The organism is Peribacillus sp. FSL E2-0159, from assembly GCF_038643155.1.
Taxonomy (GTDB): domain Bacteria; phylum Bacillota; class Bacilli; order Bacillales; family DSM-1321; genus Peribacillus; species Peribacillus simplex.
The window spans coordinates 279,671-301,580 of sequence record NZ_CP152053.1 but is presented as its reverse complement, the minus strand read 5'-3'; the positions used below and the strand labels follow the sequence as shown (position 1 = coordinate 301,580).

Annotated in this window: 19 protein-coding genes, 12 tRNA genes and 3 rRNA genes; 2 read left to right on the top strand and 32 right to left on the bottom strand. The window is 43.3% G+C overall.

Going from position 1 to position 21,910, the window contains the following annotated elements; genetic code table 11:
- The first annotated feature begins 113 nt into the window (after positions 1 to 113).
- A complete protein-coding gene (locus NYE63_RS01635; protein WP_342603825.1) occupies positions 114 to 2,033 on the top strand; it encodes an ATP-binding cassette domain-containing protein in 1,920 nt (639 codons plus the stop codon).
- 279 nt (positions 2,034 to 2,312) lie between these two features.
- On the opposite strand, the gene tsaD is transcribed toward NYE63_RS01635, so the two are convergent.
- The 20 genes from tsaD to NYE63_RS01535 all read right to left on the bottom strand — a co-directional run bounded on the left by tsaD (position 2,313) and on the right by NYE63_RS01535 (position 12,004).
- Positions 2,313 to 3,326 carry a tRNA (adenosine(37)-N6)-threonylcarbamoyltransferase complex transferase subunit TsaD gene (gene tsaD, locus NYE63_RS01630; RefSeq protein WP_342603824.1) on the bottom strand — a complete coding sequence of 338 codons (1,014 nt, stop codon included), beginning with the start codon at positions 3,324 to 3,326 and terminating at the stop codon, positions 2,313 to 2,315.
- Positions 3,323 to 3,775 carry a ribosomal protein S18-alanine N-acetyltransferase gene (gene rimI, locus NYE63_RS01625; protein WP_101225599.1) on the bottom strand — a complete coding sequence of 151 codons (453 nt, stop codon included), beginning with the start codon at positions 3,773 to 3,775 and terminating at the stop codon, positions 3,323 to 3,325. Before rimI ends, tsaD begins: the two co-directional genes overlap by 4 nt.
- Before the next feature lie 22 nt (positions 3,776 to 3,797).
- Entirely contained in the window at positions 3,798 to 4,490 is a 693-nt protein-coding gene (tsaB, locus tag NYE63_RS01620; RefSeq protein ID WP_342603823.1) for a tRNA (adenosine(37)-N6)-threonylcarbamoyltransferase complex dimerization subunit type 1 TsaB, read from the bottom strand.
- Positions 4,490 to 4,942 carry a tRNA (adenosine(37)-N6)-threonylcarbamoyltransferase complex ATPase subunit type 1 TsaE gene (gene tsaE / locus NYE63_RS01615; protein ID WP_148359438.1) on the bottom strand — a complete coding sequence of 151 codons (453 nt, stop codon included), beginning with the start codon at positions 4,940 to 4,942 and terminating at the stop codon, positions 4,490 to 4,492. The genes tsaB and tsaE overlap by 1 nt, the downstream gene beginning before the upstream one ends.
- A 198-nt stretch (positions 4,943 to 5,140) precedes the next feature.
- A tRNA-Met gene (locus tag NYE63_RS01610) sits at positions 5,141 to 5,214 on the bottom strand.
- Positions 5,215 to 5,279: 65 nt separating this feature from the next.
- Positions 5,280 to 5,395 (bottom strand): 5S ribosomal RNA (rrf, locus tag NYE63_RS01605).
- A gap of 122 nt (positions 5,396 to 5,517) precedes the next feature.
- Positions 5,518 to 8,450, bottom strand: a 23S ribosomal RNA gene (locus NYE63_RS01600).
- A gap of 176 nt (positions 8,451 to 8,626) precedes the next feature.
- A 16S ribosomal RNA gene (locus NYE63_RS01595) occupies positions 8,627 to 10,177 on the bottom strand.
- Together the 16S, 23S and 5S rRNA genes with 12 tRNA genes alongside form the textbook arrangement of a ribosomal RNA operon.
- Positions 10,178 to 10,272: 95 nt before the next feature.
- Positions 10,273 to 10,346: transfer RNA gene (locus tag NYE63_RS01590), tRNA-Gly, on the bottom strand.
- A 29-nt stretch (positions 10,347 to 10,375) separates the two neighbouring features.
- Positions 10,376 to 10,452 (bottom strand) — tRNA-Pro (locus NYE63_RS01585).
- Positions 10,453 to 10,459: 7 nt separating this feature from the next.
- Positions 10,460 to 10,536 (bottom strand) — tRNA-Arg (locus NYE63_RS01580).
- An 18-nt stretch (positions 10,537 to 10,554) separates the two neighbouring features.
- A tRNA-Leu gene (locus tag NYE63_RS01575) sits at positions 10,555 to 10,640 on the bottom strand.
- Positions 10,641 to 10,699: 59 nt separating this feature from the next.
- Positions 10,700 to 10,781: transfer RNA gene (locus NYE63_RS01570), tRNA-Leu, on the bottom strand.
- 9 nt (positions 10,782 to 10,790) lie between these two features.
- A tRNA-Lys gene (locus tag NYE63_RS01565) sits at positions 10,791 to 10,866 on the bottom strand.
- A gap of 9 nt (positions 10,867 to 10,875) precedes the next feature.
- Positions 10,876 to 10,950: transfer RNA gene (locus tag NYE63_RS01560), tRNA-Gln, on the bottom strand.
- 78 nt (positions 10,951 to 11,028) lie between these two features.
- Positions 11,029 to 11,104: transfer RNA gene (locus NYE63_RS01555), tRNA-Asp, on the bottom strand.
- 25 nt (positions 11,105 to 11,129) lie between these two features.
- Positions 11,130 to 11,201, bottom strand: a tRNA-Glu gene (locus NYE63_RS01550).
- A 17-nt stretch (positions 11,202 to 11,218) separates the two neighbouring features.
- A tRNA-Ser gene (locus NYE63_RS01545) sits at positions 11,219 to 11,309 on the bottom strand.
- Positions 11,310 to 11,317: 8 nt separating this feature from the next.
- Positions 11,318 to 11,392 (bottom strand) — tRNA-Asn (locus tag NYE63_RS01540).
- Positions 11,393 to 11,539: 147 nt separating this feature from the next.
- Positions 11,540 to 12,004 (bottom strand): SprT family protein, encoded by a 465-nt coding sequence (locus NYE63_RS01535; RefSeq protein ID WP_342603822.1) that lies wholly within the window; start codon positions 12,002 to 12,004, stop codon positions 11,540 to 11,542.
- An 83-nt stretch (positions 12,005 to 12,087) separates the two neighbouring features.
- On the opposite strand from NYE63_RS01535, the gene cmpA reads away from it, so the two are divergent.
- Positions 12,088 to 12,207, top strand: a complete 120-nt coding sequence (gene cmpA / locus NYE63_RS01530) for a cortex morphogenetic protein CmpA (protein ID WP_089364909.1) — start codon at positions 12,088 to 12,090, stop codon at positions 12,205 to 12,207.
- A gap of 74 nt (positions 12,208 to 12,281) precedes the next feature.
- Here cmpA and NYE63_RS01525 read toward each other — a convergent pair whose 3' ends face one another.
- The 12 genes from NYE63_RS01525 to alr all read right to left on the bottom strand — a co-directional run bounded on the left by NYE63_RS01525 (position 12,282) and on the right by alr (position 21,788).
- The gene (locus tag NYE63_RS01525; RefSeq protein WP_342603821.1) at positions 12,282 to 14,462 is read right to left on the bottom strand and encodes a Tex family protein; all 2,181 of its coding nucleotides are present in this window, start codon (positions 14,460 to 14,462) and stop codon (positions 12,282 to 12,284) included.
- A gap of 95 nt (positions 14,463 to 14,557) precedes the next feature.
- A complete protein-coding gene (locus tag NYE63_RS01520) occupies positions 14,558 to 15,169 on the bottom strand; it encodes a PP2C family serine/threonine-protein phosphatase (protein WP_342603820.1) in 612 nt (203 codons plus the stop codon).
- Complete coding sequence (gene sigB, locus NYE63_RS01515; RefSeq protein ID WP_342603819.1) at positions 15,166 to 15,954, bottom strand: RNA polymerase sigma factor SigB; 789 nt, start codon at positions 15,952 to 15,954, stop codon at positions 15,166 to 15,168. The genes NYE63_RS01520 and sigB overlap by 4 nt, the downstream gene beginning before the upstream one ends.
- On the bottom strand, positions 15,932 to 16,405 hold the full coding sequence (gene rsbW / locus NYE63_RS01510) for an anti-sigma B factor RsbW (RefSeq protein ID WP_034306366.1): 474 nt from the start codon (positions 16,403 to 16,405) through the stop codon (positions 15,932 to 15,934). The genes sigB and rsbW overlap by 23 nt, the downstream gene beginning before the upstream one ends.
- Positions 16,402 to 16,734: an anti-sigma factor antagonist gene (locus NYE63_RS01505; protein ID WP_063236355.1), complete on the bottom strand. Its 333-nt coding sequence runs from the start codon at positions 16,732 to 16,734 to the stop codon at positions 16,402 to 16,404. The genes rsbW and NYE63_RS01505 overlap by 4 nt, the downstream gene beginning before the upstream one ends.
- 59 nt (positions 16,735 to 16,793) lie before the next feature.
- Positions 16,794 to 17,804 carry a PP2C family protein-serine/threonine phosphatase gene (locus tag NYE63_RS01500; RefSeq protein WP_342603818.1) on the bottom strand — a complete coding sequence of 337 codons (1,011 nt, stop codon included), beginning with the start codon at positions 17,802 to 17,804 and terminating at the stop codon, positions 16,794 to 16,796.
- Between the two features lie 9 nt (positions 17,805 to 17,813).
- On the bottom strand, positions 17,814 to 18,215 hold the full coding sequence (locus NYE63_RS01495) for an anti-sigma regulatory factor (protein ID WP_342603817.1): 402 nt from the start codon (positions 18,213 to 18,215) through the stop codon (positions 17,814 to 17,816).
- A 3-nt stretch (positions 18,216 to 18,218) separates the two neighbouring features.
- The gene (locus NYE63_RS01490) at positions 18,219 to 18,575 is read right to left on the bottom strand and encodes an STAS domain-containing protein (RefSeq protein ID WP_048682053.1); all 357 of its coding nucleotides are present in this window, start codon (positions 18,573 to 18,575) and stop codon (positions 18,219 to 18,221) included.
- A 2-nt stretch (positions 18,576 to 18,577) separates the two neighbouring features.
- Positions 18,578 to 19,405, bottom strand: coding sequence for an RsbT co-antagonist protein RsbRA (locus NYE63_RS01485; RefSeq protein WP_063236353.1), 828 nt, complete (start codon positions 19,403 to 19,405; stop codon positions 18,578 to 18,580).
- A gap of 419 nt (positions 19,406 to 19,824) precedes the next feature.
- A complete protein-coding gene (locus tag NYE63_RS01480) occupies positions 19,825 to 20,175 on the bottom strand; it encodes a type II toxin-antitoxin system PemK/MazF family toxin (RefSeq protein WP_034306610.1) in 351 nt (116 codons plus the stop codon).
- A 7-nt stretch (positions 20,176 to 20,182) separates the two neighbouring features.
- A complete protein-coding gene (locus tag NYE63_RS01475) occupies positions 20,183 to 20,464 on the bottom strand; it encodes an antitoxin EndoAI (RefSeq protein ID WP_034306380.1) in 282 nt (93 codons plus the stop codon).
- A 160-nt stretch (positions 20,465 to 20,624) separates the two neighbouring features.
- On the bottom strand, positions 20,625 to 21,788 hold the full coding sequence (gene alr / locus NYE63_RS01470) for an alanine racemase (protein ID WP_342605658.1): 1,164 nt from the start codon (positions 21,786 to 21,788) through the stop codon (positions 20,625 to 20,627).
- Positions 21,789 to 21,910: the final 122 nt, after the last annotated feature.

Below are 21,910 nucleotides of genomic sequence, written 5' to 3'. Positions count from 1 at the left end.
CATACACTATTATTCCACTTTATGTAACAGCTTTTCTTTTAGCTTGGAACCAAGCTGTTGCCGATAATAACTAAAATACGTTACACTAACAATAATCAATTGAGGTGAAATCTATGATTTTATTACAAATCAATCAACTATCGAAATATTATGGAGCTGAACTTATTTTATCAAATATGAAGCTCGAAGTTCAAAATAAAGATCGAATTGCACTTGTTGGCCGAAATGGCGCCGGTAAATCCACTCTGCTAAAAATCATAGCCGGACAGCTTTCCCATGATGGCGGTGAAATAATCAAACCAAAAGGCGTCACCATCGGCTATATGGCCCAGGATACGGGATTGGAATCCGAACTGACCATTTGGGATGAGATGCTGACTGTATTCACGGACCTTATAGAGCAAGAAAAGGAACTGCGTCGCCTTGAGTCTGATATGGCCAGACCTGATATCTTTGAAAACGAAACAATTTACCAAAAAGTGCTGAATGAATACGACACTTTGATGGTGGCATTCAAAGAGAAGGGCGGTTATCAATATGAAGCGGATATCCGTTCCGTACTGCATGGACTTCAGTTTGCTGACTTTGACTATTCTACCCCAATTTCCACTTTAAGCGGTGGGCAAAAAACAAGGCTTGCATTAGGAAAACTGCTTTTAAGGAAACCGGATATATTGATTCTGGATGAGCCGACGAACCATTTGGATATCGAAACCCTCTCTTGGCTTGAACAATATTTACAAAGCTACCAGGGAGCTGTCCTTATTGTTTCCCATGACCGTTATTTTCTAGATAAAGTAGTAAACCTGGTATATGAGATTTCCCGGAATAACATGAAAAAATACCATGGTAATTATAGTTCTTACCTAGAGGGAAAAGCGGAAGATTATGAGCGGGACATGAAACTGTTCGAGAAGCAACAAGGGGAAATTGAAAAGCTTCGCGACTTTGTCCAACGTAATATCACAAGGGCTTCCACCACGAAAAGAGCACAAAGCAGACGCAAACAACTCGAAAAGATGGATGTATTGGACAAGCCGCAAGGTGATGAAAAATCCGCGAATTTTTCTTTTCAGATTGATAGGCAAAGCGGAAATGAAGTGCTCCACCTTCAGGACCTGGCTATCGGATACGAAGGGGAAACGGTATCAAAGAATATAAATTCCCGGATGACAAAAGGAGAGAGCATAGCTCTTGTTGGCCCAAATGGAGTTGGAAAATCAACGTTACTGAAAACGATCATCTCTAAGCTGCCTGCACTTTCTGGGGACTTCCGTTTTGGAACGAACGTAGAAGTCAGCTACTACGATCAAGAACAGGCTAACCTTGTTTCCAATAAACGAGTACTCAATGAATTATGGGACGACTATCCCCTTAAACCGGAAAAGGACATTCGCACCGTACTCGGTAATTTCCTATTTAGCGGGGACGATGTATTGAAAACAGTTTCCACTCTAAGCGGAGGCGAAAAGGCTAGGCTTGCTCTAGCTAAAATGATGATGGAAAAGGGGAATTTTTTAATTCTTGATGAACCAACGAACCATTTGGACCTCGATAGTAAATTGGTGCTTGAGAACGCATTGATCGATTATCCGGGAACCATTCTTTTCGTTTCACATGACCGTTATTTCATAAATCGGATAGCAACGAAAGTGATAGAGCTCTCCAAAGACGGCAACGAAGAATTCCTCGGTGATTATGATTACTATTTAGAGAAGAAACAGGAGCAAGCGGAAATCCAAGCACTTGAACAGCAGGATCAGGCGAAAACTTTAGATACAGCCGTAGAAAAAACAAATTACAAAATTGATAAAGAAACAAAAAAAGCTGAACGCCAGCGAAAACGTCGTATTGAGGAAATCGAGACAGCCATGGAGCTTCTTGAAACCGAAATAAACGAATATAATGACCTCCTTTGTGATCCAAATGTTTTCCAGGACCACGAAAAAGTAATGGAAGTCCAAGCAAAGCTTGATAATGCACAGGAAAGTTTGGATCATCTTCTCGAAGAATGGGCTGAACTGGAAGAATGACAATTGACCGAGTCAAATGACTCGGTCTTTTCCTTTCCAATTAAAATGTTTCACGAAAGTTATCCACAAACTTGTTAACAAATCACTTACCGTTCATTAGCCATTAATTTGAGTTATGCACATTATCCACAGAAACATATCCACTTATCCACAAAAACACCACTTTATACACATGCAGTATGATTATCAAAAAAACTTTATCCACAGAATATTCTATTTTTTTATTAACAGGATAAAAAAGACAGGATTCCGAAGTTTGGGATCCTGCCTTCTCGTCAATTAAAATGCTTCTATATCCAATCCAGGATTTCCGTTCAAATCCAAACCAGATCGTTTTCCCTTTTCAAACATGACACTGCCAGCAGCACCAATCATGGCGGCATTGTCCGTACAAAGATATAGTGGCGGAATGGATATATCCATAGGTAAATCCTTAAAAGCTTCCGTTAATGCTTCCCTAAGGCCTTTATTTGCCGCAACTCCTCCAGCAAGCAATACCTGCTTCACATTATATTCCTTTGCAGCCTTTACAGCTTTCATTACAAGCACTTCTATGACACTTGCTTGGAAACTTGCCGCTAAATCTTTAGGTTCAATTTTTTCCCCGCGCTGTTCTGCATTATGCAAAGTGTTGATCACCGCTGATTTCAACCCGCTGAAAGAAAAGTCGTAGCTGCCATCCAACCATGCCCTAGGCAGTTTCAAAGATGGTGAGCCTTCTTGTGCAAGCCTATCGATATGAGGCCCACCAGGATAAGGGAGCCCCAAGGTTCGAGCTACTTTATCATACGCCTCTCCTGCTGCATCATCCCGCGTTTCCCCTATCACCTTGAAAGAACCCGGTTCTTCTAAAAGCACCAATTCCGTATGACCTCCCGAAACGACTAAAGAAAGCGCAGGATATTCGATCTCCTGAATAAGACGATTTGCATAGATATGACCCGCGATATGATGCGTACCGACAATCGGGATTCCATGTGCGAAAGCTACAGCCTTAGCCGCATTCACACCTATTAATAGTGCTCCTACAAGTCCAGGACCTTCTGTAACGGCAATGGCATCCAAGTCTTCATATGTCACACCGGCTTGTAGCAGTGCTTCTTCAAGAACAATCGTAATTTGTTCTACATGATGACGGGAAGCTATTTCTGGGACAACACCGCCAAAACGTTTATGGCTTTCGATTTGTGAAGCCACAACATTACTCAGTATTGCCGTTCCATTTTTTATGACAGCTGCCGCAGTTTCATCGCAGCTCGTTTCAATTCCTAATATAAATTGATCTTTTTTCATGAAAAATTCACCCACATAACATAAGCATCTTCTTGATTGTCTGTATAATAATTTTTTCGGATTCCACCCTTTTGGAAACCTAGTTTTTCATAAAGCGAAATGGCTACTGCATTACTGACACGGACCTCAAGCGTCATCCTCACCACACCCATCGAAATGGAGATTTCAATCATCTTCCTGAGCAAAGCTTCTCCAAGCTTTTGCCCTCGGTATTCAGGTAATATCGCTATATTGGTTATGTGCGATTCATCAATGACGATCCATGCACCGCAATAACCGGCAATTTTCCCTTCATCCTCTATCACCATGTATACAGCATATTGATTATGATTCAATTCATTAAAAAAAGCTTCCCGGCTCCAAGGTAAAGTAAAGGACTGCTTTTCCACGTTAAGCACTTGGTCGATATCTTCCGTATTCATCTTTCGGAATGTCAATGTTTTACTCATAATAATCGGTCGCTTTCCTTGTTTATTTCCCCTGCTGTTCAAGCCACTTAGCTTCTGCTTCAGCCATGCGGATATAATTCGGTACAAACTGGTGAACATCCACTTCAGTCTTATCAAGACCAATGAAGGCCAGTTCGCTTGGCCTTGAATTATATGACTGTACTGGAGCAAATACCGCTAAATTGCCTAATGCATCCGTAATTGCATCCCTATGGATGTCCACATCTTGACCAACAAATAAAACAGGACGATTTAATTCCTTTAATTGAATCGCCCAATCAGAGGATAGAATATTACAATCTTCAATGACTGTCTTTAGAGAATCCTTTTCCATTTCATATAATCCAGTATAAATCTGCCCTCTTCTTGCATCGAACAAGGGAGATATCAAGCCGTTAAAATAACGTCCATTAGCTGCTAAAACCTCTAAGCTGGAAACACCTGATAACGGAATCTGAAGCGTCCAGGCCAAGCTTTTCGCAATCGTCACGCCAATCCTGACCCCTGTATAGGAGCCTGGACCTTGAGCGACCACTATCTTAGTCAATTCCTTCGGTTTAGTATCACAGTCCCTCAGCAACGTTTCAATTGCTGGCATTACCCGCACCGAATGATTTTTCTTTAGGTTCGTCGTATACTCGCCAATTACTTGACTCCCGTTAACCAGTGCAATCCCTAATGTAAAATTCGATGTATCTATAGCTAAAACCTTCATCAAATAATCTCCTTACATAACTTTACATATCGTTCGCCTTTGGCTTCCAAGACAATACGCCGGCTTGTATCGCCCAGACGATAAATATAAATGGTCAAGATTTCCTCTGGAAGGTGATCCTTTATTAAATGGGCCCATTCAACGACAGTCACACCATCACCATCAAAATATTCATCAAAGCCTAAATCTTCTTCGGATTCACTTACCCGATAAACATCCATATGATATAAAGGCAAGCGACCCATGTACTCCTTTATTATCGTAAAGGTAGGACTATTCACCATTCTCGTAACACCTAATCCTTTAGCCAGCCCTTTTGTGAATGCCGTCTTCCCTGCTCCCAAGTCACCTTCTAAAGCCAGTACATCTCCACTCGAAAGCTTTTGTGCCAATTTATGCGCAAATTGCGCTGTTTCTTCCTCATTCTGAGAAATCAATTCAACATGTTGCATATATCAATCACCTTTATCATTATTAGGAAAACGTCCTATAGTTCATATCGAGTACCATAAACGCAATATTATGGAACAACAACCATTCTATATGTAGTTTACCTTGTTTCAAAAGAAGAAACAAATAAGTTAGGGACATAATTATTCGAATTTCAGATAAAACAAAAAAACGAAACCAAAGTTTCGTTTTTTTCATGATTGCGGGGACAGGATTTGAACCTGCGACCTTCGGGTTATGAGCCCGACGAGCTACCGGACTGCTCCACCCCGCGACGGTATAAATGTTACTTTTATAAATAAGTATTCCCATTTACTTAAAAAGAATACAAAGATTATAGCTTGGCGGCGTCCTACTCTCACAGGGGGAAACCCCCAACTACCATCGGCGCTGAAGAGCTTAACTGCCGTGTTCGGAATGGGAACGGGTGTGACCTCTTCGCTATCGCCACCAAACATATTCTCTTTTTTCGAAGTACATCCATTATCATATCATGTATGAGATCAGAATGCAAGAAGAAATTTTCATTCCTTCAAAACTAGATAATAAGAAGAAGGTATTTCATTTTTTTAAAGCGTTGGTTAAGTCCTCGATCTATTAGTATCAGTCAGCTCCACATGTCGCCACGCTTCCACCTCTGACCTATCAACCTGATCATCTTTCAGGGATCTTACTAGCTTGCGCCATGGGAAATCTCATCTTGAGGGGGGCTTCATGCTTAGATGCTTTCAGCACTTATCCCGTCCGCACGTAGCTACCCAGCTATGCCTTTGGCAAGACAACTGGTACACCAGCGGTGCGTCCATCCCGGTCCTCTCGTACTAAGGACAGCTCCTCTCAAATTTCCTGCGCCCGCGACGGATAGGGACCGAACTGTCTCACGACGTTCTGAACCCAGCTCGCGTACCGCTTTAATGGGCGAACAGCCCAACCCTTGGGACCGACTACAGCCCCAGGATGCGATGAGCCGACATCGAGGTGCCAAACCTCCCCGTCGATGTGGACTCTTGGGGGAGATAAGCCTGTTATCCCCGGGGTAGCTTTTATCCGTTGAGCGATGGCCCTTCCATGCGGAACCACCGGATCACTAAGCCCGACTTTCGTCCCTGCTCGACTTGTAGGTCTCGCAGTCAAGCTCCCTTGTGCCTTTACACTCTACGAATGATTTCCAACCATTCTGAGGGAACCTTTGGGCGCCTCCGTTACTCTTTAGGAGGCGACCGCCCCAGTCAAACTGCCCACCTGACACTGTCTCCCACCCCGATAAGGGGCGCGGGTTAGAATTTCAATACAGCCAGGGTAGTATCCCACCAACGCCTCCACCGAAGCTAGCGCTCCGGCTTCTCAGGCTCCTACCTATCCTGTACAAGCTGTACCAAAATTCAATATCAGGCTGCAGTAAAGCTCCACGGGGTCTTTCCGTCCTGTCGCGGGTAACCTGCATCTTCACAGGTACTATAATTTCACCGAGTCTCTCGTTGAGACAGTGCCCAGATCGTTACACCTTTCGTGCGGGTCGGAACTTACCCGACAAGGAATTTCGCTACCTTAGGACCGTTATAGTTACGGCCGCCGTTTACTGGGGCTTCGGTTCAAAGCTTCGCTTGCGCTAACCTCTCCCCTTAACCTTCCAGCACCGGGCAGGTGTCAGCCCCTATACTTCGCCTTGCGGCTTCGCAGAGACCTGTGTTTTTGCTAAACAGTCGCCTGGGCCTATTCACTGCGGCTTTTCTGGGCTATTCACCCTAAAAAGCACCCCTTCTCCCGAAGTTACGGGGTCATTTTGCCGAGTTCCTTAACGAGAGTTCTCTCGCACACCTTAGGATTCTCTCCTCGCCTACCTGTGTCGGTTTGCGGTACGGGCACCTTACATCTCACTAGAGGCTTTTCTTGGCAGCGTGGAATCAGGAACTTCGGTACTATATTTCCCTCGCCATCACAGCTCCGCCTTAATGGAAACGGGATTTGCCTCGTTTCCGGCCTAACTGCTTGGACGCGCATATCCAACAGCGCGCTTACCCTATCCTTCTGCGTCCCCCCATCGTTCAAACGATGTATAGGTGGTACAGGAATATCAACCTGTTGTCCATCGCCTACGCCTTTCGGCCTCGGCTTAGGTCCCGACTAACCCTGAGCGGACGAGCCTTCCTCAGGAAACCTTAGGCATTCGGTGGAAGGGATTCTCACCCTTCTTTCGCTACTCATACCGGCATTCTCACTTCTAAGCGCTCCACCAGTCCTTCCGGTCTGACTTCAACGCCCTTAGAACGCTCTCCTACCATCGACACCATACGGTGTCAATCCACAGCTTCGGTGATACGTTTAGCCCCGGTACATTTTCGGCGCGGAGTCACTCGACCAGTGAGCTATTACGCACTCTTTAAATGGTGGCTGCTTCTGAGCCAACATCCTGGTTGTCTAAGCAACTCCACATCCTTTTCCACTTAACGTATACTTTGGGACCTTAGCTGGTGGTCTGGGCTGTTTCCCTTTCGACTACGGATCTTATCACTCGCAGTCTGACTCCCAAGAATAAGTATTTGGCATTCGGAGTTTGACTGAATTCGGTAACCCGTTGGGGGCCCCTAGTCCAATCAGTGCTCTACCTCCAATACTCTCATCTTGAGGCTAGCCCTAAAGCTATTTCGGAGAGAACCAGCTATCTCCAGGTTCGATTGGAATTTCTCCGCTACCCACACCTCATCCCCGCACTTTTCAACGTGCGTGGGTTCGGGCCTCCATTCAGTGTTACCTGAACTTCACCCTGGACATGGGTAGATCACCTGGTTTCGGGTCTACGACCTCATACTCATTCGCCCTATTCAGACTCGCTTTCGCTGCGGCTCCGTCTTATCAACTTAACCTCGCATGAAATCGTAACTCGCCGGTTCATTCTACAAAAGGCACGCCATTACCCATTAACGGGCTTTGACTACTTGTAGGCACACGGTTTCAGGATCTATTTCACTCCCCTTCCGGGGTGCTTTTCACCTTTCCCTCACGGTACTGGTTCACTATCGGTCACTAGGGAGTATTTAGCCTTGGGAGATGGTCCTCCCTGCTTCCGACGGGATTTCTCGTGTCCCGCCGTACTCAGGATCCACTCAGGAGGGAACGAAGTTTCAACTACAGGGTTTTTACCTTCTTTGACGGACCTTTCCAGATCACTTCATTTACCCCGTTCCTTTGTAACTCCATGTTGAGTGTCCTACAACCCCAAGAGGCAAGCCTCTTGGTTTGGGCTAATTCCGTTTCGCTCGCCGCTACTCAGGAAATCGCATTTGCTTTCTCTTCCTCCGGGTACTTAGATGTTTCAGTTCCCCGGGTCTGCCTTCAGTACCCTATGTATTCAGGTAAAGATACTGTTCCATTACGAACAGTGGGTTTCCCCATTCGGAAATCTCCGGATCAAAGCTTACTTACAGCTCCCCGAAGCATATCGGTGTTAGTCCCGTCCTTCATCGGCTCCTAGTGCCAAGGCATCCACCGTGCGCCCTTTCTAACTTAACCGTTAAAAAAGATCTTACAGATGCTTTGAAAAAAATTAATTGCCTTCTATCTATTATCTAGTTTTCAAGGAACAAAGCAGAAAGAATCCATCACATCGTGATGTTTGTCTTTCCTATTTGAATGAATTACTCATTCAAAACTGAACAAAACAAAAGCGCTCTCGTAATTATCCTTAGAAAGGAGGTGATCCAGCCGCACCTTCCGATACGGCTACCTTGTTACGACTTCACCCCAATCATCTGTCCCACCTTAGGCGGCTGGCTCCATAAAGGTTACCTCACCGACTTCGGGTGTTACAAACTCTCGTGGTGTGACGGGCGGTGTGTACAAGGCCCGGGAACGTATTCACCGCGGCATGCTGATCCGCGATTACTAGCGATTCCGGCTTCATGTAGGCGAGTTGCAGCCTACAATCCGAACTGAGAATGGCTTTATGGGATTCGCTTACCTTCGCAGGTTTGCAGCCCTTTGTACCATCCATTGTAGCACGTGTGTAGCCCAGGTCATAAGGGGCATGATGATTTGACGTCATCCCCACCTTCCTCCGGTTTGTCACCGGCAGTCACCTTAGAGTGCCCAACTGAATGCTGGCAACTAAGATCAAGGGTTGCGCTCGTTGCGGGACTTAACCCAACATCTCACGACACGAGCTGACGACAACCATGCACCACCTGTCACTCTGTCCCCCGAAGGGGAAAGCCCTATCTCTAGGGTTGTCAGAGGATGTCAAGACCTGGTAAGGTTCTTCGCGTTGCTTCGAATTAAACCACATGCTCCACCGCTTGTGCGGGCCCCCGTCAATTCCTTTGAGTTTCAGCCTTGCGGCCGTACTCCCCAGGCGGAGTGCTTAATGCGTTAGCTGCAGCACTAAAGGGCGGAAACCCTCTAACACTTAGCACTCATCGTTTACGGCGTGGACTACCAGGGTATCTAATCCTGTTTGCTCCCCACGCTTTCGCGCCTCAGTGTCAGTTACAGACCAGAAAGTCGCCTTCGCCACTGGTGTTCCTCCAAATCTCTACGCATTTCACCGCTACACTTGGAATTCCACTTTCCTCTTCTGCACTCAAGTTCCCCAGTTTCCAATGACCCTCCACGGTTGAGCCGTGGGCTTTCACATCAGACTTAAGGAACCACCTGCGCGCGCTTTACGCCCAATAATTCCGGACAACGCTTGCCACCTACGTATTACCGCGGCTGCTGGCACGTAGTTAGCCGTGGCTTTCTGGTTAGGTACCGTCAAGGTACCAGCAGTTACTCTGGTACTTGTTCTTCCCTAACAACAGAACTTTACGACCCGAAGGCCTTCTTCGTTCACGCGGCGTTGCTCCGTCAGACTTTCGTCCATTGCGGAAGATTCCCTACTGCTGCCTCCCGTAGGAGTCTGGGCCGTGTCTCAGTCCCAGTGTGGCCGATCACCCTCTCAGGTCGGCTACGCATCGTCGCCTTGGTGAGCCATTACCTCACCAACTAGCTAATGCGCCGCGGGCCCATCTATAAGTGACAGCGTAAACCGTCTTTCCATCTTCTCTCATGCGAGAAAAGAACGTATCCGGTATTAGCTCCGGTTTCCCGAAGTTATCCCAGTCTTATAGGCAGGTTGCCCACGTGTTACTCACCCGTCCGCCGCTAATCTCAGGGAGCAAGCTCCCATCGATTCGCTCGACTTGCATGTATTAGGCACGCCGCCAGCGTTCGTCCTGAGCCAGGATCAAACTCTCCGAAGAAATGTTTGACTTGCTCATTTGCTTTTTTGATAGTGTGTGCTCACTTAAAATTTAACGTTGGCGCTTTGTTTTGTTCAGTTTTCAAAGAGCAATAATGGAGCGGGTGAAGAGAATCGAACTCTCATCATCAGCTTGGAAGGCTGAGGTTTTACCACTAAACTACACCCGCATTTAATTTTAAAATATTTTCAGAAAGAATGGTCGGGAAGACAGGATTCGAACCTGCGACCCCTTGGTCCCAAACCAAGTGCTCTACCAAGCTGAGCTACTTCCCGTAAAATATGGTGCGCCCGGCGGGAGTCGAACCTACAACCTTCTGATTCGTAGTCAGATGCTCTATCCAATTGAGCTACGGGCGCTAATTTCTATGATGTTATTGGTGCGGCCGAGAGGAGTCGAACCTCCACGGGGTTTCCCCCACTAGGCCCTCAACCTAGCGCGTCTGCCATTCCGCCACGACCGCGAAAGCGACTTTGTAAGTTTAACACCTTTTCAACTTGATGTCAAGTAGAAAAATATCAGTGCGGGTGAAGGGACTTGAACCCCCACGCCTTGCGGCGCCAGATCCTAAGTCTGGTGCGTCTGCCAATTCCGCCACACCCGCGAAAATAAATGGTGAGCCATGAAGGATTCGAACCTTCGACCCTCTGATTAAAAGTCAGATGCTCTACCAACTGAGCTAATGGCTCTAAATATAATGGCTGGGCTAGAAGGGATCGAACCTTCGCATGACGGAATCAAAATCCGTTGCCTTACCGCTTGGCTATAGCCCAATAATCAAATACTGATTAACAGTCAGGATATTATTATATCACGATAACATTATTTTTACAAGTGTTTTTTTAAAAAAATGGCGGTCCCGACGGGAATCGAACCCGCGATCTCCTGCGTGACAGGCAGGCATGTTAACCGCTACACCACGGGACCAGTATTATGATTTTCTAAAAGAAAGTGACCCATACGGGATTCGAACCCGTGTTACCGCCGTGAAAGGGCGGTGTCTTAACCGCTTGACCAATGGGCCTTGATGAAATATGTAGCTGGCGGAGAAGGAGGGATTTGAACCCTCGCGCCGCTTACGCGACCTACACCCTTAGCAGGGGCGCCTCTTCAGCCTCTTGAGTACTTCCCCAAAAAAAATGGCTCCGCAGGTAGGACTCGAACCTACGACCGTTCGGTTAACAGCCGAATGCTCTACCACTGAGCTACTGCGGAATAATGAAAATTGGGTTCCTTTTTCACGCTCAAGGACCTAAGTGTTTGTCGTTAAGAACAAGTTGTTATCTTGTCGACTCTTATGATTATAAAGAGGTTACAACTTAAAGTCAAGGGTTCTTTTGTTTTTTTTTATATTTTTGTTTTTCATTCCTTAAACCCTTGGTAAATCAACGTTCCACGACATTTACCACAAACGAAACGGGTAGTGTCGATTCGTTTTTTTCTTATATACATCTGCTGACAGTCTTCACATTTATATTGAATAGTATTCATCTTTTTCTTTAATTGGTTAGACGGCAGCGCCTCGCAAAATCTCGGTGCCCCCACTTTTTTAAGTAAATGCTTAAAGTCAGCATCACGATGCTGGTACCCTTTCTTCTCGATGTGCAGATGATAATGGCACAATTCATGCTTAATGATTCCAATGATTTCTTCCACACCGCGTTCTTCAAGATACTTCTTATTGATTTCTATATTATGTGAACGGAGCAAGTATCGGCCTCCTGTTGTTCGGAGACGCGGATTAAAGCTGGCTTGGTGTCTAAAGGCCTTTTTAAAGTCTTTCAACGAAATTTCTTCTACTAGTTTTTGCAATTGCCGATTATCCATTTCCCCCTCCCTTTCCTTGGTAACATGACAACCCATTATAACATAGACTAATAATACAATAGGAAACTAAAGGAGGAAAAGCTATGCCTAATTGGTTCCAAAATCAAATCCGCAAAGCCTTTTATGAAAAGGATTATTATCAAGTGAAGATGTTGAATCAATGTTGGTTTTTTTATCAAAAAAAAGAAAGTCTCAGGTTATAGATTCAACTTTGTTCAAAATATAAATACATCACTTCAAAAAAACCCCTTCTAATATAGAAGGAGCTTACCATAGGCTAGTTTTGATCCTTTGGCTCGAGCATCGTTAAAGATACCCTTTGCTTTTGGGAGTCAACCTGTTCGACCCAAACCGTAACAACATCCCCAACGGCAACTACATCCAATGGGTGCTTTACAAACCGGTTGCTCAGTTTAGAAATATGCACCAGTCCATCCTGTTTAACACCGATGTCCACAAACGCACCGAAATCCACAACATTCCTCACTGTACCTTGTAATTCCATCCCAGTTTGCAGATCCTCCATTTTTAGTACATCCTGCTTAAGCAGCGGTTTTGATAATTCATCCCGAGGATCTCTTCCAGGTTTCATCAAATCATCTATGATATCTTTAATCGTAATTTCACCAATTTCCAATTCATTGACCAAATCAGCCGGATTTAGTTTACCTAACTCTTCATTCAGTGCACCACTGCCTAAATCCTCAGATTTGAATCCCATTTTCTTCAATAATTTATTCACGGCACTGTAGTTCTCAGGATGTATCGCGGTTTGATCCAAAGGTTCATCTCCATTAATGATACGTAAGAACCCTATACATTGTTCATATGTTTTGGCACCAAGCCGTGGAATCTTCTTTAATTCCTTCCTGCTTGAAAACTTCCCTTCCACTTCCCTTTTCTTCACAATATTTTGAGCAACCGATTTTGATAAACCAGCTACATATTGTAATAGAGACGATGAAGCTGTATTGACATTCACTCCAACCTGGTTAACAGCTGTTTCTACTACAAAGGTGAGGGACTCTGTTAACTTTTTCTGCGACACATCATGTTGATACTGACCTACCCCCACGGATTGGGGATCAATTTTAACAAGTTCAGCAAGGGGATCTTGAAGCCTTCTGCCTATCGAAACGGCGCTTCTCTGTTCAACTTGAAGATCTGGAAACTCTTCACGGGCAATATCGGAGGCTGAATACACACTGGCTCCCGCTTCATTAACAATTATATATGAAATATTCCCTTTCACTTCTTTTAAAATATCTGCGATGAATTGCTCTGATTCACGTGATGCGGTACCATTGCCGATTGCCACGATCTCAACCGAGAAACGCTGTAGTATTTCGATCGTTTTTTCACGGGCAGCATTAAGCTTCGCAACAGGAGGATGCGGATAGATTACACTGATATCGAGTACCTTTCCGGTTTCATCAATGACAGCCAACTTACAGCCAGTCCGATATGCCGGATCTAAGGCTAGGACCACTTTCCCTTTAAGCGGGGGCTGCAAGAGCAGGTTCCGGAGGTTTTCAGAGAAAATATGGATAGCTTGATCCTCAGCTTTTTCCGTCAGCTCTTTTCTGATTTCCCGTTCTACAGAAGGCATGATCAAACGCTTGAGTCCGTCCTCAATCGCAGATTTAAGAACAACCTGGGCTTCAGATTTGTTATTTTTAATGATTTTCCGTTCCAGATGACCAATGATGATCTCAGTCCTAGGCTGAATGGAGATTCGTAAAACCTCCTCCTTTTCACCTCTATTTAGCGCTAACACCCGATGTGGTACGATCCTTTGAACCGGCTCCTCATATTCATAGTACATCTCAAAGATTTTTTTCTCGTCCTTCTCTTCGTTTTTCACAGTTGAAACCACTTTTCCAGCTTTGAAAATTTCAGCCCTTATCCACTTCCTTAATTCTGCATCATCAGAAATATGTTCAGCAATGATATCCTGCGCTCCCGTAATAGCCTCTTCAATAGAAGAAACTTCTTTTTCTGCCGATATGAACTCTGCGGCTTTTTCGCTAACTCGAGCATGCATTTGACATTCCAGAAGCCAATTAGCCAGTGGTTCAAGACCCTTTTCTTTAGCAACTGTCGCTTTCGTTCTCCTTTTTTGTTTGAATGGCCTGTATAAATCCTCGACTTCCTGCAGTTTCGTTGCCTTCTCGATTTGTCTTGTTAATTCTTCCGTCAATTTCCCCTGTTCACCAATCGAACGCGTAACTTCCGCTTTCCTTTGACCAAGGTTTTCTAGATAATTCCATCTTTCCATAATGGAACGAATCTGCACTTCATCAAGTGAACCCGTCATTTCTTTTCTATACCGCGCAATAAAAGGGACAGTATTACCCTCTTGCAGCATCTGTATGACGTTTTGGACTTGATGATTTTTCAAAGTTAGCTCATTGGATATTTGTTTAATCAATTCTTTTAATGTATCTTCTACAACCATAATTATATTTACCTCCAACCTTTTAATCTAATATGTATAGTCTAGCAAATGAGTGATGAAGTTGCGAATTCCATACAAAAAAGCTCACTTCCGAATTATGGCGAAAGTAAGCTTCCTAAAATGAAAGTTGTATCATCTGCAGTTAATGGACTGCTTTTTAATATGCATTGGGCGTTCTTATCGATAGGGGCAAGTCTTTTCAAAAAAGATTTAGCTCCCTTAAGTTCTAAACCATCTGAATGAAGAATGAATTTTGCATTTGGTTCATATTTGTATCTCTGCGTCCTGTAGTTTTGTTTCCTGCCGGATAAATACCCTGTAACAGGTAAAGGGTAAACTAGTTTATCATCGCTTGGATTATACAGAAAAAAGCGGATGTTCCCCACTGAACTGTATACAAATTCATTCTTGTCATAAAATATCTTCAAAATGGAAACGGCTGCCCCCCGCTTATCGATTAAAACTTGATTACACACTGCCATTAGTGATTCTACATCCAACTCATGATTACGTTTAACTTCCTCGATGACGGCATGGGAGGAATCGTAAGCATTTTTCCCGCTGCCTAGTCCATCTGCCAGTACACACACAAAGTATTCTTTCGTATGAAGAAAATAGTAATCATCACCACAATAAACCATCCCGTTTTTAGACGATTGAGAGACAAGGACTTCTATTTTTTCTCCCCTCAGAATATCTTTGATCACTGAATTAACTCCGAGTTTTCAGCATTAATGGCTTCTTGAAGTTTCTTTATCGCGCGGCGTTGGAGCCTAGACACATGCATTTGGGAAATCCCAAGTTTATCGCCCGCTTCTTTCTGACTTAAATTTTCTAAATAAGTATGCTGAATGATCATCTTTTCACGGTCACTCAGCACATGCAGCACCTTTTCAAGCACAAGACGCTGATTGACCTTTTCAAAACCTTCATCGACATTCCCGAATATATCAAGCAATGTGACAGTACCGCCATCAGAATCTGCCTCAATGGAATGATCCACAGATAAAGCTTGATAGCTTTTTCCCATTTCCATCGCTTCTAAAACTTCTTCTTCCGTCACGCCTATACTATCGGCTATTTCATCTATTCTTGGTGAACGATGCAGAGTTGTCGTTAATTCCTCGACAGTCACCCTGATTTTCGGACCAAGTTCCTTAATTCTCCTTGGCACATGGACACTCCATGTTTTGTCACGCAAAAACCTTTTGATTTCGCCGATTATGGTAGGGACGGCAAACGCCTCAAAGCTCTTACCGAAAGATTCATCATATCGTCGAATGGCACCCAACAAACCAATCATGCCTACTTGGGAGATATCCTCCTGAAATGATTTCCCCTTCGCATACTTACGGGAGATTGTTTCAACCAAACTTTTATAATGGACGACTAGATTACTCTGTGCTTCATCATCTTGATTCTGCTGGTAAGCTCTTATCCATTCATTTACCTGTTCTCTTTGTGCCTGATTAGGTTGAGACTGTTTTTGCATCCATCTCCACCTGCTCTCCTTCTAAAAACTTAGTCATAAATACTGTAACCCCGTCATGCTGGTGAATTTTTACATCATCCATCAGAGTTTCAATGAGGTAAAGACCCAAGCCTCCTTCTCTCAAGAGTTCGACTTTTTGTCCATTTTCGTATGGACCGAGTCCTTGACGAACCTCTTCGAAATTACAGCTCTTACCACTATCAGAAACCATGACCTCCAAACGGTCGGGATAAAGGCCGAAACTTACTTTCACTTCACCTTTTTCAGAATCTTTATATGCATGCTGTACCGCATTTGTACAAGCCTCACTGGTAGCGATTTTCAAATCCTCAATTTCATCATACGCAAATCCCATCCGGCTTCCAATTCCAGAAAGCGTTAAACGAATGACACCGATGAATTCTGGTTTTGCAGGTATTTTCATTTCGATGTAATCATATACTTGACTCATTCTAACCCACCCTCTGTACCACTTTTTATATCAATAATATCTGCAAGACCTGTAATATCAAATAAACGTCGTAACCTTTCTGATAAGCCAACTAAAGTGAATTCGCCATTATGTGCCCTTACGCTTTTAAAAGCACCGACAAATACCCCAAGTCCCGTACTATCCATATAAGAAACTTCAGTTAAATCAATAGTAATCGAAACATTGTCCTGCTCTGAAATTGGAAATAGTGATTCTCTTAGTTTTGGTGCAGTATAGGCATCGATTTCACCTTTTAGTTTTACAATAAATTCAGTATTTAATTCATTAACATCCACTGTTATATTCATCCTTGACCCACCTCTTCAAATCCTCTTCATTCCTATATCTATACCCCGCAGGAAAGATACTAAACCTTTGATTTTAAAATTATTAATGTAAAATCATCCCTCAGTTGGAAGTTTTGCATTTTCTCCAATTGTTTATATATATTATTCACCATTTCCTGGGCTTGCAAATGCATATTCTTTTTAATGAAACCAATAAGCGTTTCCCTTTCTATGAACCCATCATTCGTCCGGCACTCCGTTACTCCATCAGATAATAAAATGATCATGTCCCCGCGATTCACCGTTTTTTCATATTGGCGATACCTTGTTTTTTTATCAACTCCAAGCAACAAGCCCTTTGCATCCAAATCGCTAAAAGTACCTGTTGCGGCGTCATAGTAAAAACCAGGTTCATGTCCGGCTGAAGCATAGGAAAATTGCCTGTCATGCGGATCATATAAACCATAGAACATGGTTATGAACATGCTTGGATCCACATTATGCTCCACAACACGGTTCAAACTCTCAAGCACACTATTCGGTTCATGACGATGCTCCGGAAGACTGTCCATCGCATATTTGATCATCGACATGCACAATGCAGCAGGAATCCCTTTTCCTATGACATCGGCTATCCCTACCCCTATACGCTCATTTTCATCTTGGACGAAGTGATAGTAATCCCCGGTCATCTGTCTCGCCGGAACACTGATTGCTCCTATTTCAAGAGCTTTGATATCAGGAATTTTCGTTTCCAAAAGAGTATGTTGAACGTTTGCCGCAATCTCGATTTCCGTTTTCAGTTCCTGCTGTTGATGTCTAAGGCTTTGATGTTCACGGTATGCAATGCCGTAGCCCATCATGACTTCTAGCAGAAAATCGAAAGAGTCCAATACTTTTCCCGGTAATTCCGGGTAAAGTTCCATTAAGTTATTCTTATGCATACTGATGATTTCTTCTGGAGATATATTGTATTTGATATGTAGGCGGCTAATCTTTTGCCCTTGGTAGAGTGCCTGCTCATTTTGGTCTTTAAGATAAGTAGAAAGCGCCTCATGATACTTTTTCTCCATGTTCTCCCTAATATCCATAGTCCCCCCCTAACGGAGCCATTTCGTAGCGATAATCTTAGTCCCTTCACCTGGTATCGATTCAATATCAAAGTCATCCATCAAACGTTTGGCTCCAGGAAGACCTGCGCCCAACCCCCCTGAGGTGGTATATCCATCTTCCATGACTCTGCGGATATCCTCAATGCCCGGTCCTTGGTCCTCTGCAATGAATTTCAATCCTGACTTCCCATTTATATTTAGCTTTTCTATGCTAACACTGCCTTGTCCAGCATATAGGTATATGTTTCGGGCCAATTCGCTAATAGCCGTTGTGATCCTGGCCTGGTCTACAGTACCGAATCCCAACTCTTTAGCGACATTTCTTCCGAGCTGCCTTGCAGCTACGATGTCCCATTCATTTATGATTTTTACGCAGGATTGGAACTCCATTCTTTAATCCCCCAATTCCTGTTGTAATTTCTCCAGGCCTTTCTCTAAGTCTAATGCTGTCAGAACATCATCAAGACTAATTCCCAGTTCAATTAATGTTATTGCAACAGCAGGCTGGATCCCCGTAATTACAACCTTGGCCCCCATAAGCTTAGACATGCTAAAGACATCGCCTAATACCTTTGCGATAAAAGAATCAATAAAATCTATTGAGGTAATATCTATAACAACCCCATTCGCGCTTGTTTCATGAATCTTATGCAGTAAATCCTCTTGAAATTGAAGGGCTGTCACATCATCCAATTCCCACTGTATAGAGACTAACAAGCAGTCATAAAGCTTTAATATCGGAATCCTCATACTTACCCCTCCACCTTTACGATCTTACGGCTCGTTAATTCCAACGCAACTTCTATCCCTTTTTTTAATGTATTTTTTGTAATCACTTCATTTAAATTAATTCCAAGATTAACGATGGTTTGGGCTATTTCAGGGCGAATGCCGCAAAGTATACATTTAGCGCCCACCAATCGGACTGCTTCCGCTGCCTGAATGATATGATGGGCAACCATGGTATCCACGACCGGCACGCCCGTTATATCAATGAGAACAACTTCAGATCTATGCTTAACCACGCCAGTCAGCAAGTTTTCCATTATCTGTTTGGCACGTTCTGTATCAATTGTACCAATAAGCGGCATAACCGTAATGCCTTCCAATACAGGAATGAGCGGTGCCGAAAGTTCTTGCAACGCTATTTTTTGCATGGAAACAGTTCTTTCCCAAGTTTGGGTATATATATTGACTATTTCATTATTTATCGGTGTCGCCCATTTATCCAAATGGTTAACAAGATTGACTTGATTATCAGGAGTCACCAGACCCTTTTCCACCATTCCATTAATGACAATTAACGTGAATTTATGAAGTCCTTCATTGACGAATGTAAGAGGCCATCCCAATTGGACGACTTTCTCGGCAAAATCTGAAAGCTTCAATGTGAATTCCTTGTTTTTACTATCAACATTCGCGATGATCATATCTATAAATTCACTGCTCGTTTGCGTGAACATTCGATCTGAGACGACTTTAATTAATCTTTCGTCCGTACTTTCCTTCATGATACCCATCCACTCAGTAAGGATGTAATCCTGATTTTGCTTAATAAAATCGTAAACCAATTGATTCATAATATCCTCCCATTCTAACACAATTGCTATGTTTCCCTGTCCTCGTCACAAGGATGTTAACTAACTGTAATGATGTTATTTCCATTTTGATTTTCTTTGAATATCCCCATTACAACTTTTGCTTTTTCAAGTATTTACAACATAACTACATACCCGAAATTTAAGGAAGAAAAACATCAATTAAAGAAAAGTTATGGAGAAATTTTAAAAAAATAATGAATGTTCTATCCAATATCTAACTGTATACTGTTTTTATTCGTCAAATTCCTCATATTTCCTGCTGTATACTTTTTGGACACTTGTTTATGTGGTTTCACAAAAAAAACACGATTCCCACAGTTACAGGAATCGTGCCATCTAAATAATATCAAGAATGATTTGTATTATAATAACGCCCGGTTTAACGGGAAAAATTTTCTTTAAAACTCAATGAGGCCTAAACTAATTTGCAAAGCTTCATTGACTTTTTGCATCATCGGTTCGTCAAGATGCGTAATTTTATCAGTTAAACGCTGCTTATCAATTGTCCGGATCTGTTCTAATAAAATGACGGAATCCCGCTCGAATCCGTACTTTTTTGCATTAATCTCAACATGTGTAGGCAATTTCGCTTTTTGAATTTGAGCTGTAATGGCTGCCACGATCACAGTCGGACTAAAGCGATTACCAATATCATTTTGTAAAATTAGTACCGGACGGGTCCCACCCTGCTCTGAACCAACTACCGGGGAAAGGTCTGCGAAGTATACGTCACCACGCTTAACAACAATCAATGGCTCAGCCTCCGCTAACTAATCGTTCAACGCAATGACCAGCCTCGAATTCAGCCTGGAAGGCTTCAGAAGCAATCGTTAAATTAATGGCCGCCATTTCAATATAACCGCGTTTCATCGATTCACGAAACTCTTTCTTTTTACGTTCGCGAAGATACATTTTTGTGGCACGATAAATAAATTCACTGCGATTTACATTTTCCTCACTCGCATACCCATCTAACTCTGTTAAAAAATTTTGAGGTAATCGAATTAATATCTCTCTTGTTGCGCTGGATTCAGACACAAACATACACCTCCACCATCACTACACACCTTTATTATATATCCTTTTCAATATTACCATTAAAATGCCTATCTGCAAAGAGTATATTCTATTCTCAATCCTATTATCAGCATAATAAAGGAAATCTTATTCACATTCTTAGGATTTTTTTACAATCCGGTCATTCCAAAATGAAGTTGCGTACATGATTCATCTGTTTATCTTTTATATATACACGGGGCACTCTAGCTCCTATCATACATGTTACTTCATAGTTGATTGTTTCCAGCTTTGCCGCTATCTCATCGACAGTAATCGATTCATCCCCATCATTCCCCATGAGCGTGACCTCTGTTCCTACAGGGTATGGGCCAGGCAGCTTGATCATGCATTGATCCATGCAAATCCTTCCGACTATGGGCACTCTTTTTCCATCCACAAGAACTTCCTGGCCTTGCAGCTTACGGATCCAGCCGTCTGCATAACCGATTGGCAAAGTCCCAATCCATTCATCACCTTCAGCCGTATAAGTCGCTCCATAACTAACGCTTTCACCCTTTGCAAGCTGTTTAACCGCGACCATCTTCGTTCTCAATGATATAGCCTGTTTTAATGGATATGGCAATATCGGCTTCATCTCCACGGAAGGACTCAAACCATACATGGAAATCCCCAATCTTATTGCATTCCATTCAGGATCGGTGAACCTTAAAGAAGCTGCGCTATTGGCTGCATGAATATATTCCGGCCTTCTAATCAATTCTGAAAGCATCCCTTTAAAGAAAGCGAGCTGCTTTTCATAAAAGTCGGTCTTCAGTTCATCCGCCGTCGCGAAATGAGTGAATATCCCTTGGAAATTGAAACAATCTTCCCTCTCAAGCAAATTTTCCACTTTCATGAGTTGGCCTTTATCACGAATGCCGATTCTCCCCATGCCGCTATCCACTTTTACATGGATTTGCAAAACTTGTCCCGGTTTCAACAAATCCTTCGCCTTCTCCAACCATGCTACATCGAAAACCGTCACGGAAATCCCATACTCGGCAGCAAGTGCTGCACTTTCAGGCCTCGATGCCCCAAGTACAAGAATCGGAGCCAATATTCCCTTTTTTCGTAAGGCGAGAGCCTCATCCAAAAAAGCGACACTTAAAAAATCTGCCCCCGCTTCAAGCGCCGTATTAGCCACTTCATAGTCCCCGTGGCCATAAGCATTCGCTTTAACGACAGCGAAAAGACTAACGCCATTTCCCAGTCTTCTTTTCATTGAAGAGGTATTTTCAAAAATATTATCCAAATTTACTTCTGCCCACGTATCTCGATGAAATATTTTCGTTTCCAAGACCATTTCCTTCTTTCCTACACTCACAATAAGATTCTTCCCAGTAGTGAAGTTTTCGTTTCATTATAGGAACATTCTATAACCAACAGCTAGAAAGATAAAGTGCTTTTTCACCTTGATTCTAATTT

Bases quoted from the DNA above. Each gene is read 5' to 3' on its own strand.
- NYE63_RS01635 (WP_342603825.1), top strand. From the start codon at position 114: ATGATTTTATTACAAATCAATCAACTATCGAAATATTATGGAGCTGAA.
- tsaD (WP_342603824.1), bottom strand. From the start codon at position 3,326: ATGAAAAAAGATCAATTTATATTAGGAATTGAAACGAGCTGCGATGAA.
- rimI (WP_101225599.1), bottom strand. From the start codon at position 3,775: ATGAGTAAAACATTGACATTCCGAAAGATGAATACGGAAGATATCGAC.
- tsaB (WP_342603823.1), bottom strand. From the start codon at position 4,490: ATGAAGGTTTTAGCTATAGATACATCGAATTTTACATTAGGGATTGCA.
- tsaE (WP_148359438.1), bottom strand. From the start codon at position 4,942: ATGCAACATGTTGAATTGATTTCTCAGAATGAGGAAGAAACAGCGCAA.
- NYE63_RS01535 (WP_342603822.1), bottom strand. From the start codon at position 12,004: ATGGATAATCGGCAATTGCAAAAACTAGTAGAAGAAATTTCGTTGAAA.
- cmpA (WP_089364909.1), top strand. From the start codon at position 12,088: ATGCCTAATTGGTTCCAAAATCAAATCCGCAAAGCCTTTTATGAAAAG.
- NYE63_RS01525 (WP_342603821.1), bottom strand. From the start codon at position 14,462: ATGGTTGTAGAAGATACATTAAAAGAATTGATTAAACAAATATCCAAT.
- sigB (WP_342603819.1), bottom strand. From the start codon at position 15,954: ATGCAAAAACAGTCTCAACCTAATCAGGCACAAAGAGAACAGGTAAAT.
- rsbW (WP_034306366.1), bottom strand. From the start codon at position 16,405: ATGAGTCAAGTATATGATTACATCGAAATGAAAATACCTGCAAAACCA.
- NYE63_RS01505 (WP_063236355.1), bottom strand. From the start codon at position 16,734: ATGAATATAACAGTGGATGTTAATGAATTAAATACTGAATTTATTGTA.
- NYE63_RS01500 (WP_342603818.1), bottom strand. From the start codon at position 17,804: ATGGATATTAGGGAGAACATGGAGAAAAAGTATCATGAGGCGCTTTCT.
- NYE63_RS01495 (WP_342603817.1), bottom strand. From the start codon at position 18,215: ATGGAGTTCCAATCCTGCGTAAAAATCATAAATGAATGGGACATCGTA.
- NYE63_RS01490 (WP_048682053.1), bottom strand. From the start codon at position 18,575: ATGAGGATTCCGATATTAAAGCTTTATGACTGCTTGTTAGTCTCTATA.
- NYE63_RS01485 (WP_063236353.1), bottom strand. From the start codon at position 19,405: ATGAATCAATTGGTTTACGATTTTATTAAGCAAAATCAGGATTACATC.
- alr (WP_342605658.1), bottom strand. From the start codon at position 21,788: ATGGTCTTGGAAACGAAAATATTTCATCGAGATACGTGGGCAGAAGTA.